This is a genomic window from Desulfocurvus sp. (genome assembly GCF_023230885.1).
GTDB lineage: Bacteria > Desulfobacterota > Desulfovibrionia > Desulfovibrionales > Desulfovibrionaceae > Desulfocurvus.
This window is the reverse complement of sequence record NZ_JALNWM010000118.1, coordinates 1-10,213: the sequence shown is the minus strand read 5'-3', so window position 1 is coordinate 10,213 and position 10,213 is coordinate 1. Positions and strand designations below refer to the sequence as shown.

Here is a 10,213-nt window from a genome sequence, read left to right as displayed (position 1 = left end):
CGGTCCGGGGCTCAGCCCTGGGCGTCGGCCTGGGCCGCCAGCAGCTCTTCCTTGCGCTGGAGGATGGTCTGCTCCACCTCCGCCACCACGTCGGCCAGATCGGGCTTTTCCGGGGATTCCAGCAGGGCGATCTGCAGGTTCAGCTCGCGCATGATGCGCACCTCGTCGGTGTTGCGGTACTGCCTCCAGGCTGCCGCGGCCTTGTCGGCGCGGCCCATGCTGGCGAAGGTCAGTCCCAGGTAGAGGGAGCTGAAGTTGTCGGCCTTGGCCTCGCGCAGCACGCGCTCGAACTCGATGCGCGCCTGGACGAACTGGCCGGTGCGGTAGAGGCAGTAGCCCAGGCGCTTGCGGGCCTCCAGGTGCGCCGGGAACAGGCGGACGCACTCGCGGTATTCGGGGATGGCCGCCTCGTAGCGCGCGCTGGCGTAGGCCAGGTTGCCGCGCACGAAGGCGTCCTTGGCCTGCTTGGCCGCGTCGGGCGCGACGCCCTGGGTGGCGGCGGCCAGGGCGGGCGCCTCGGGGCGGTCGTCGCCGCGCAGCCTGCGCAGCCCGCCGAACAGGAAATCGCGCCGCGACAGGGGCGGCTTCTTCTTCTCGCTCACGGCGTTCCTCCCGGAAAAAGCGTGGGGCCCACCATACCCGAACGTCCGGGACGGTCAATACCGGGGGCCGCCGCGCTCCCGGGTCAGGCGGCGTCGATGTGACTGCGGTTCTTGCCCTGCTGCTTGGCGTGGTACATGGCCTGGTCGGCGCGGTGCAGCAGCTGGTCCACGTCCGGGGCAGGGCCGCCGCCCGGGGGCGGCGCCAGGCAGCCGCCCACGCTGGCGCCCACGACCAGGTGCAGGCCCTCGAACTCCACGGGCTCGGACAGGGCGCGCAGGATGTCGTGGGCCACGGCGTCCGCGGCCTGGGCGTCGGCCACGTTGTGCAGCAGCAGGGCGAATTCGTCGCCGCCCAGCCGGGCCAGCAGGTCGGTTTCGCGCAGGCGGGCCTGGATGCGCGCGGCCACGGTGCGCAGGAGATGGTCTCCGGCCAGGTGCCCGTGGGTGTCGTTCACGCCCTTGAAATCGTCCAGGTCGACGAAGAGCAGGGCCAGGCCCGGGCCGCCGCGTCCGGCCTGGGCCAGCATGCGGCGCAGGGTGCGCTCGAAGGTGTGGCGGTTCGCCGCGCCGGTGAGCGGGTCCAGGGTCGCCCGGCGCTCCAGCTCCTCGCGGGTGAGCCTGCGCTGGGTGATGTCCTGCACGATGCCGTCGATGCCAAGGACGCGCCCCCCGGCGTCCAGCACCGGGCGCACGGACATGCTGACCCAGAGGCCTTCGCCGCTTCGCGTGCGGACGGGCATCTCGAAGTCCGCGGCCCGGCCCCTGGTGGCCAGGGTCTCGTACAGCTGCCTGCACGAGGCCTCGCAGGTGAACACCTGGCGCCAGATGTCGGTTATCCGGGCCATGAGCTCGTCGGGCGAGCCGTAGCCCAGCATGCGCGCCAGGGCGGGGTTCACGCGCACGAAGCGCCCCGCCGTGTCGGCGCGGTAGATGCCCTCGGCGGCGTTTTCGAATAGTGCGCTGTAGGTTTCCCCGGCCTCGCGCAGTTCGCGCAGCGCCGTGTCCAGTTCGGCCGTGCGCTCGGCCACGCGCTGTTCCAGCTCGTCGTGGGCCCGGGCCAGATCCGCCCGGCTCCTGGCCAGGTCCGCCAGCGAGTTGGCCCGCTCGCGGGTCAGGGCGTGGATGATCAGGGTGGTGGTCGCGGTTACGGCGTAGAAGACCTGCATGATGTGCAGCGACAGGGGCCGGGGCAGATGCCCGAAGGGGCCGAGCCCGGCGTGGGTCGCCAGGACGCAGCCCGGAAAGAGCAGGACCAGCAGCAGGGTCAGGGTCCGCGAGTCGGCGCGGAAGGTGGCCCAGGCCATGGGCGGGATGAAGGCGAAGATGAGGGGGTAGTTGCGCAGGAGCTGCTCGTGGCCCAGGCCGAAGACCACCAGGGCCGCCGCCGTCGTGCAGGCCAGCAGCCCCAGGCCCTCGGCCCGGCGCAGCATGGGCGGCAGCCCCGGCGGATGCCCGCGCCAGGCCACGGCCAGGGGCGCCAGGATGCTCACGCCCGTGAAATCCGCCAGGAACCAGCTCCAGGCGGCGGGGGCCGGGTCGGCGGAAAGGGCGCCCACGCGGGCCAGCACCGGCACCCCGAGCAGCGCCGCCGCCAGCGAGGCGAGCATGGGGCCGATGACCAGGAAATGGCCCATCCTGCGCGTGCTGTCGAAGGGGTTGCCCCCGGCCAGCATCCGCCGTGCCAGGGCCGCCCCCAGGCCCAGGGCCAGGGTGTTGCCCAGGCTGAGGCCCAGGGCCGCCCCCGGCTGGAGCCCGGCCAGCAGCGAGGCGCACAGGTCGGCCGCCAGGACCGTGCCCAGGGCCGGGCGGCCCATGAGAAAGAACGCCGAGAACCCCACCCCGGCGGCGGGCCAGACCGGGGCCACGGCGCCGGGCAGTGGCGCCAGGGTCTGGGCGAACTGCGCCGCCGCCAGGTAGGCGATCAGGGTCAGGACGTGGGCGATCACGGGCCGCATGGGCGCTCCTGGATACATGAAATGCCTTCCCGGGGCAGTATACACGGAACCCGGGGAAAAGGAAGCCGGTCGTTGGCGCTTCGCGGGGCCCTCGTCCCCTGCCCCGGGGGCGGCCCGGGCTTGCGCCCCCGCGCGGGGCCGTGTATGCCCAGGAAAAGACAAACAGCGAGGCATCCGCATGGATTATGTGATTCCCCTGCTGCTCGTGCTGCTGGCCGTGGTGAACACCAACCTCATTCGCGTGGCCCTGCGCACGGGGCAGATCCAGTCGCGGCTGCTGCCGCTCACCCGCGCGGGCAACCGCTCCGGGTTCTGGGCGGCGCTGCTGTTCCAGGGGCTGGTCACCGTGTTGTGTCTGGCCGCGGCGGCCTTCCGCCTTTCCGAAATGCTCTAGGCGCCGGGGGCCGCCCTTGCGGCCGCCCCTGCCTCTTCATGGACAGGAGGCCCCATGCGCAACTCCCACAACAGGCATCTGCTGGTGACCCTGGGCGACGAGCCCGGGGCCTTGAACGGCGTGCGTTTCGTGGCCGGGTTCTTCTCGCGCCCGCAGGACATGCGCCTGACCCTGCTGCATACCGTGCCCCGCGCGCCCCGGCCGGGCGACGCCTCCGGCGACGCGGTCCTGCCCGTGGCCTGCGGGGGGGGCGGCGGGCCGCAGGGGGCGGCTCCGGGCCACGAGGCCGTTGAGCGCGCCCGGGCCGTGCTCTGCGCGGGCGGCTTCGGCCCGGGGGCGATGGAGGCCAAGATCGTCTTCCGCCAGTATGCGCGCATCCTGGACGTGATCCTGGAGGGCGAAAAGGGGCTCTACGACGCCGTGGTCCTCGGGCGCCAGGCCATCGGGCTGCTGGAGGACGCCTACGGCTCCGAGGTCAGCCGGGGCGTGCTGGAGGCCCATGCCGGGGCTCCGCTGTGGGTCTGCCGCGAGATCGACCCGGCCCGGCGCGGGGTCCTGCTGTGTGTGGACGGCTCGGCCTCGTCCCTGGCCATGGCCGATCATGTGGGCTTCATGCTCGCCGCCGAGCCCGCGCACCGCGTGACCCTGCTCACCGTGGCCGGGCCCGGGCAGGAGCCCGACCAGGCCCGCGAGGCCGCCCGCGCCGTGCTGCTGGACAACGGCCTGGACCCCGGGCGGGTGGATGCGCGGCGCCTGGAGGTCGGGGCCAACGAGGAGATCGGCCCGGCGCTGCTGGCCGAGGCCGGGGCCTCGGGCTGCGCCGTGGTGGCCGTGGGCCGCACGGGCGTGGGCCTGCGCCGCGCGCCGGGCATGTTCATGGGCACGGCGGCGGACCATCTGTTCCGCCTGCTGCGCGGCGCGGCGCTGTGGGTCTGCCGCTGAGGGCCTCGGCCCCGCCCGCCTTTTTGCGCCTCCGGGGGCTGTTCCCCTAGCTTCTTAAAAGGATAGCCGGGTCTGGGGGGTTGCCAGAACGGGCCGCGAGGACTACACCGGAACCGTTTGCGAACCTCATTCCGGAACCGGCCCGCGCGCCCAGCGGGGCGGCGTTCTGGTCAAAGGAGCAGTCCCATGCCCAGACGGATCGTCATCATCGGCGGCGTGGCCCTCGGGCCCAAGGTCGCCTGCCGTGCCCGGCGCCTGGACCCCGAGGCCCAGGTGACCATGATCGACCGCGACTCGATCATCTCCTACGGTGGGTGCGGCATCCCCTACTATGTGAGCGGCGACGTGGCCGACGCCAAGGAACTGTGCACCACGGTCTACCACGCCGTGCGCGACCCCGAGTTTTTCCGCCAGTACAAGCGCGTGCAGGTCGCCACCGAGACCGAGGCCCTGGCCATCGACCGCCGGGCCCGGAAGGTCCGCGTGCGCGAGTTGAAGACCGGCCAGGAGCGCGACCTGGAATACGACACCCTGGTGCTGGCCACGGGCTCGACGCCCTTCGTGCCGCCGGTGCCGGGGGTGGACCTGCCCGGGGTCTACACCGTGGCCAACCTGCACAAGGCCGTGCTGCTCAAGGACAAGATCGCCTCGGGCGAGGTGGAGTCCGCCGTGGTGGTGGGCGGCGGCGCCATCGGCCTGGAAATGGCCGAGGCCCTGACCGCCCTGTGGGGCATCAAGACCACCCTGGTCGAGATGTGCGACCAGGTGCTGCCCCAGGCCCTCGGCCCCGAGCTGGCGCGCATGGTCGAGAACCACATGCGCGAGAACGAGGTGGACGTGCGCACGTCCACCCAGGTCCAGGCCATCCTGGGCGACGCCCAGAGCGGGGTCACCGGGGTCCGGACCGACAAGGGCGATCTGCCCTGCCAGCTGGTGATCTTCGGCGTGGGCGCGCGGCCGAACACGGCCCTGGCCCGCGAGGCCGGGCTGGCCGTGGGGCCCTTCGGCGGCCTGCTGGTGGACGCGCGCATGCGCACCTCCGACCCCAACATCTACGCGGGCGGCGACTGCGTGGAGGTCCGCAACCTGATCAGCGGCGGAACCATGCATCTGCCCCTGGGCTCGCTGGCCAACCGCCAGGGCCGCGTCATCGGCACCAACGTCGCCGGGGGCAACGAGCGCTTCGAGGGCGCGGTGGGCACGTTTTGCCTCAAGGCCTTCGAGCTGGGCGTTGCCCGCGCCGGGCTGACCCTGAGCCAGGCCCGGGCCTTCGGTTTCGACGCCCAGGCCGCGCTGGTGGTCATGGCCGACCGGGCGCATTTCTTCCCCGGCAACAGCCTGATGTACATGACCCTGGTGGCCGACCGCGCCACCCGTCGCGTGCTGGGCATCGAGGCCGTGGGCTCGGCGGGCGACGCCGTGAAGGCCCGGGTGGACGCCGTGGCCGCCCTCCTGCCCCAGCGGCCCGACCTGGACGACATCTCCAACCTGGAGGTGGGCTACGCGCCGCCCTACGCCTCGGCCATGGACATCGTCAACGCCGCGGCTAACGCCATGAAGAACATCCTCGACGGCTACAGCGACCCCGTGGACGCCATGACCTTCCTCGACCTGGTCAAGGACGACGGCGCCATGGTCCTGGACGTGCGCGCGCCCAAGGTGGCCCGCAAGTTCCAGGACAAGTACGGAGCCCACCGCTGGCTGTCCATCCCCCAGGAGGAGCTGCCCGCGCGCCTGGGCGAGCTGCCGCGCGACAGGCGGCTGCATGTGTTCTGCAACACGGGCCTGCGTTCCTACGAGAGCCAGCTCCTGCTGCGCGAGAACGGCTTCACGAACCTGAAGAACGTGGCGGGCGGCTACGCCCTGGCCCGGCTGCTGGAGCCCGGCATCGACGAGACCGGCGACCCCGGCACCGAACCCTGACGCCCCCCCGGCGGAACAGGACAAGGGCAAGCCCCCCGGACGCGCGGCGTCCGGGGGGCTTTCGTCGTCCGCTCCGGCGGGCTCAGGCCGCCGGGCCCCGGGCCTCGGCGGCCAGCTCGGCCACGGCCCGGCGCACGGCGTCGCGAATGGCCCGGGCGCCTTCCAGGCGCTGCTCCCGGTCGCCGGCCAGGGCCTCGGGGTCGTCGAAGGGCCAGTGCAGGCGCCGCGCGATGCCCGGAAACACCGGGCATTTGACCTCGGCCTCGGCGCAGACGGTGATGATGTAGTCGTAGGTTTCCCCGGCCTTGAAGCGTTCGAACACGCTGCTTGCGGCCTGGGCGGAGATGTCCAGCCCCGCCTCGGCCATGACCGCCACGGCCAGGGGGTTCAGGGCCGTGGGTTCCAGCCCCGCGCTGCTGGCTTCGAGGGCGTCGCCGTGCTCGTGGTTGGCGAAGGCCTGGGCCATCTGGCTGCGGGCGGAGTTGTGTACGCAGATGAACAGGACGCGCTTCTTGTCCATGAGGGTGCTCTCCTGGGAAGGGTTGGGGGCCGCGGGCCGCTCCCGGCCGCGCGTGTCCGCCAGCATAGCGGGTGGATGTGACGAAACGGCGACGGGGGCCCGGGCAACGAGGCCCGGGCCCGTACCGGCTGGTTTCGATGCTGCCCTGCCCCTGCCGTGGGCGGCCGCCCTGGATTTGCGGGGTGCTGCGGGCACCCGGGCGCATGCCTGGAGGGGAGGGGGCGCAGGCCCGGGAGCAAGCCCTTTGAGGCGGACCGTTCCGTATCATTAATGGAATAACAGTACCGAAAAAGGTGTACTACATCCGGGCGGTCCGGGCGGTTTGTGGATGTATTTATTGTTATTACAGATGGATATATCTTCGGTGCCCGTCGGCACGCTCCTTGCTCACGGGGGGAAACAACACAGGAGGAGACTATGTCCATCACTCTTCAGGAAAGACCCATTTTCATGATCGGCCCGGAGCGCTCGGGCACGACGCTGGTCATGGCCATGCTCGGCAATCATCCCCGCATCGCGGTGCCGGAAGTCGTCTGGTACTATTCCCGTTTCCGCCCCTATCTGCACACATACGGCGACCTGTCCAAGAAGGAGAACTTCCACACGCTGGCGGTGGAGATGGTGCATGGGCTGAAAACCCCCTATTGGGGCATGAACGTCAACCCGCGCACCATCGTCGAGGAAATCGTCGAGAGCGTGCATGAGCAGAGCTTCGCCGGCCTGTACTGCGCCATGTTCGAGCGCTACGCCAAGGAAACGGGCGGCAAGCCCCGCTGGGGCGAAAAAACCCCGTACAACCTGTTCTTCGTCGGCTCGATTCTTGAGGACTTCCCCAACGCGCAGTTCATCTATATCACGCGTGACGGCCGCGACGCTTCGGCAGACTACATCGAGTCCTCGTTCGGGCCAACGAACATCTACAGCGCGGCGAGCGTCTGGAAGCTGTGCATGAATGCCGTCAAGCCCTGGCGCGAAAAGCTTGGTGCGGACCAGTGGTTCGACATCAGGTACGAAGAGCTGGTGCGCGATCCGGAAAATGTGCTGCGCGCCGCGTGCGACTTCCTGGGCGAGGAGTACAGCCAGGCGATGATGGAGTTCCACAAGTCCGACATCGCCGTGGCCCGCGGCAAGACGCGCGACCACAAACCCCTGGGCAGCCCCGTCAGCGACAAGTATGTGGGGATCTACAAGGATCTGCTCAGCCTGCGTGACCAGCGCATCTTCGCCGCCGTGGCGGGCAGGGAGATGGTCGAGGCGGGCTACGAGCTGGACGTGGAGCCCGAGCTGCCCTCCGAGGAGATCCTCGGCAAGTACGAGGAGTGGGATGGCCGCATCCGCGCCGCGACCCTGGACGGCTACGAGGGGCACATCGTCTACGAAAGCTACAACGACTGGCTCATGGACCAGCGCGAGGAGCGCAAGAAGAAGGGCCTGTGGTCCGACGCCGACATTCCCGCCGGCGTGTACCCCCTTGGCGCCCCCGAGGAGGAGCTTGTCATGGGCCAGCGCGCCTGGCGCAGGTGGAAAAAGCACTTCAGCATCAAGCGCGACTACAACGGCAAGCTGGCTCTGTAGCACGAAAACCGGGAGGCCGGACAAGCAGCGTCCGGCCTCCTGTCCGCCAAGGGACTGCCAGGGAGAAGGAAACATGAGTGAGCAAAAGATTCAAAGCCCACCAGGCTCTGGACTGAACTGGCTTCATATTCTGCTTGGACCGGCCATCTTCGTGGCCGTGCAATTCATTCCGTTTTTCGGCCCGCAAAACGCCCGCATGGGTTTCGGCATCCTGTTCTGGATGGTCTACTGGTGGGTGACGGTGGCGGTGGACATCAAGGTCACCTGTCTCGTCCCCCTCGTTGTCGCGGCCTTCCACGAGTACATGCCCATCGTCAAGGTCATGGAGGCTTACGCCCACCGCGACGCCTTTCTCATCGTCGGTGCGAGCATAGTGACCGTCGCCTGGGCCCGCTGGGGTTTCGCCAAGCGTATCGCCCTGCACTTCCTGCTGCGCTTCGGCAACGACACGCGCAGGCAGATGATAGGGTGGTTCCTACTCACGGGCCTGGCCAGCTTCATCATGGGCAACACGCCTGTGGCTGCGGTCTTCGCGCCCATCGCCGTCGCGGCGCTGATCTACGCGGGTTTCGAGACCTTCGAGCAGCGCTGGAACAGCAACGCGGCCTCCAACGTGCTCATCGCCGTGGCCTGGGGGGCTTCGGTGGGCGGCATGGCCACCCCGCTGGGCGGCGGCCAGGCGGTCGTGACCCTTGGGCACCTGCAGAAGTACGTCGGGCATGAAGTCTTCTTCATCGACTGGTCCCTGCGCATGATTCCCGTGTCCCTTGTGGTCATGCTGGCCATGTGCGTCTTCATGTGGCTGTTCATGAAGCCCGAGATCCGGGCCTTCAAGGGCAGCCGCGAATTCTACCGCCAGGAACTGCGCGAGATGGGGGCCTTCAGCTACGAGGAAAAGTTCGCCTGCCTGGGTTTCGTGCTCATCGTGGCCCTGGCCCTGCTGCGCCCGGCGTATGTCGATTTCCTCAAGGGCCCGTTCTTCGCCTGGATGCATCCATCGCGCATGTTCTTCATCCTGGCCGTGCTCCTCTTCTTCGTCCCCTCGCGCCGCGAGCCCGGCGAAACCCTGGTATCCATCGCTTCGCTCAAGAAGCATTTCCCCCTGGCCATTCTCTTCATCTGGCCCGCGTCCGTCGCCCTGGGGCGCATCCTGAACCAGACGGGCGCCAGCGCCGTCGTGGGCGGGTGGCTGGAATCCTTCATCGCCTCGGGCGGCGACGTGATGTCCATCGTCGCCTTCAGCGTCGGCGGCAACGCCTTGTCCCAGGTCACCTCGGACACCGCGGCGGCGGGGGTCATGATCCCCATGGTCATCGAGGCGTTCAAGAACTGGGGCGGCTTGCAGTTCGGCGCGGTCCCGTTCATCTGGGCCGTCGGCAGCGCCATCAGCTGGAGCTACGCCGTGGCCTCGTCGACGGGCGCCCAGGGCGTGGTCGCCGGGTTCGGCGCCAACCTCAAGCGCATGTTCGTCTACGGCCTTGTCGGCGGGGTCATTTCCGTCGTCGTCTCCACGCTGTACTTCATCATTGCGGTGGCGGTCCTCAAGGCCGATTTCTACCTCCTGCCGCCCGGCCTGTAATCCCGTATCCCAAAACAACTTACCGGACGGGCGCGTGCGCGCCCGTCCGGCATGGAGAATACGCCTCATGTCGATTGTCCTTCTTGCCTTGACGGCGCTCCTCGTCGGCGCACTGATCGGGTGCGTCGGAGTGGGCGGCATCCTGCTCATCCCCGCCCTGGCCTTCTTCTCGGGCCTCAGCACGCATGTGTCCATGGCCACGGCTCTCTTCAGCTTCATATTCACCGGCATCGTCGGCACAGTGCTCTACCAGCGCAAGGGCAGCATCGACTGGGGAATCACAATCCCTGTCTGCCTGGGCGCCGTATTTTTCGGCTATCTTGGCGCCGTTGTGGCGTCCTACACCAACGCGGTACACCTCAACATCGCCCTGTCCTGCATCATCGTTTTCGCTGGCATCTACACATACCGTCCCTACACCGGCAAGGGCCTGCTGGCCCTGGAGGGGCGGTCCAGCGGCAGGCGGCTGGTCCTGTTCGGCATTGGCGCCGTGGTCGGTTTCGGCTCCGGGTTGACCGGCGTGGGCGGGCCGGTGCTTTCGGTGCCCATGATGGTCGTCCTGGGTTTTTCACCGCTGATCGCCATCGCCACCAGTCAGGTCATCCAGATCGTGGCCGCAGTCTCCGGCACCGTCGGCAACCTGGAATACGGCGGCATCGATTTCGTCACCGGAGCCTGGGTCACCGCTGTCGAACTGGTGGGCGTGGCCATTGGCGCGCATAT

Annotated in this window: 9 protein-coding genes; 6 read left to right on the top strand and 3 right to left on the bottom strand. The window is 69.2% G+C overall.

The features are described from left to right. Positions 1 to 11 precede the first annotated feature (11 nt). Positions 12 to 602 carry a tetratricopeptide repeat protein gene (locus M0P34_RS09590; protein WP_291498695.1) on the bottom strand — a complete coding sequence of 197 codons (591 nt, stop codon included), beginning with the start codon at positions 600 to 602 and terminating at the stop codon, positions 12 to 14. 83 nt (positions 603 to 685) lie between these two features. Next, positions 686 to 2,557, bottom strand: coding sequence for a diguanylate cyclase (locus M0P34_RS09585; RefSeq protein WP_291498694.1), 1,872 nt, complete (start codon positions 2,555 to 2,557; stop codon positions 686 to 688). Positions 2,558 to 2,735: 178 nt separating this feature from the next. Between M0P34_RS09585 and M0P34_RS09580 the strand changes: the two genes are divergently transcribed. The 3 genes from M0P34_RS09580 to M0P34_RS09570 all read left to right on the top strand — a co-directional run bounded on the left by M0P34_RS09580 (position 2,736) and on the right by M0P34_RS09570 (position 5,816). After that, positions 2,736 to 2,951, top strand: coding sequence for a hypothetical protein (locus tag M0P34_RS09580; protein ID WP_291498693.1), 216 nt, complete (start codon positions 2,736 to 2,738; stop codon positions 2,949 to 2,951). A 54-nt stretch (positions 2,952 to 3,005) separates the two neighbouring features. Further along, complete coding sequence (locus M0P34_RS09575) at positions 3,006 to 3,893, top strand: universal stress protein (RefSeq protein ID WP_291498692.1); 888 nt, start codon at positions 3,006 to 3,008, stop codon at positions 3,891 to 3,893. Between the two features lie 186 nt (positions 3,894 to 4,079). Continuing rightward, positions 4,080 to 5,816, top strand: coding sequence for an FAD-dependent oxidoreductase (locus M0P34_RS09570; protein WP_291498691.1), 1,737 nt, complete (start codon positions 4,080 to 4,082; stop codon positions 5,814 to 5,816). Between the two features lie 82 nt (positions 5,817 to 5,898). On the opposite strand, the gene M0P34_RS09565 is transcribed toward M0P34_RS09570, so the two are convergent. Beyond that, complete coding sequence (locus M0P34_RS09565; RefSeq protein ID WP_291498690.1) at positions 5,899 to 6,336, bottom strand: arsenate reductase ArsC; 438 nt, start codon at positions 6,334 to 6,336, stop codon at positions 5,899 to 5,901. A 417-nt stretch (positions 6,337 to 6,753) separates the two neighbouring features. Here M0P34_RS09565 and M0P34_RS09560 point away from each other — a divergent pair, with 417 nt between their 5' ends. The 3 genes from M0P34_RS09560 to M0P34_RS09550 form a co-directional block, all read left to right on the top strand. After that, a complete protein-coding gene (locus M0P34_RS09560; protein ID WP_291498689.1) occupies positions 6,754 to 7,911 on the top strand; it encodes a sulfotransferase in 1,158 nt (385 codons plus the stop codon). 73 nt (positions 7,912 to 7,984) lie between these two features. After that, positions 7,985 to 9,490, top strand: a complete 1,506-nt coding sequence (locus M0P34_RS09555; protein WP_291498688.1) for an SLC13 family permease — start codon at positions 7,985 to 7,987, stop codon at positions 9,488 to 9,490. A 67-nt stretch (positions 9,491 to 9,557) separates the two neighbouring features. Further along, on the top strand, positions 9,558 to 10,213 hold a 656-nt coding region (locus M0P34_RS09550), incomplete at its 3' end, for a sulfite exporter TauE/SafE family protein (RefSeq protein WP_291498687.1).

Bases quoted from the DNA above. Each gene is read 5' to 3' on its own strand.
- M0P34_RS09585 (WP_291498694.1), bottom strand. From the start codon at position 2,557: ATGCGGCCCGTGATCGCCCACGTCCTGACCCTGATCGCCTACCTGGCG.
- M0P34_RS09580 (WP_291498693.1), top strand. From the start codon at position 2,736: ATGGATTATGTGATTCCCCTGCTGCTCGTGCTGCTGGCCGTGGTGAAC.
- M0P34_RS09575 (WP_291498692.1), top strand. From the start codon at position 3,006: ATGCGCAACTCCCACAACAGGCATCTGCTGGTGACCCTGGGCGACGAG.
- M0P34_RS09570 (WP_291498691.1), top strand. From the start codon at position 4,080: ATGCCCAGACGGATCGTCATCATCGGCGGCGTGGCCCTCGGGCCCAAG.
- M0P34_RS09565 (WP_291498690.1), bottom strand. From the start codon at position 6,336: ATGGACAAGAAGCGCGTCCTGTTCATCTGCGTACACAACTCCGCCCGC.
- M0P34_RS09560 (WP_291498689.1), top strand. From the start codon at position 6,754: ATGTCCATCACTCTTCAGGAAAGACCCATTTTCATGATCGGCCCGGAG.
- M0P34_RS09555 (WP_291498688.1), top strand. From the start codon at position 7,985: ATGAGTGAGCAAAAGATTCAAAGCCCACCAGGCTCTGGACTGAACTGG.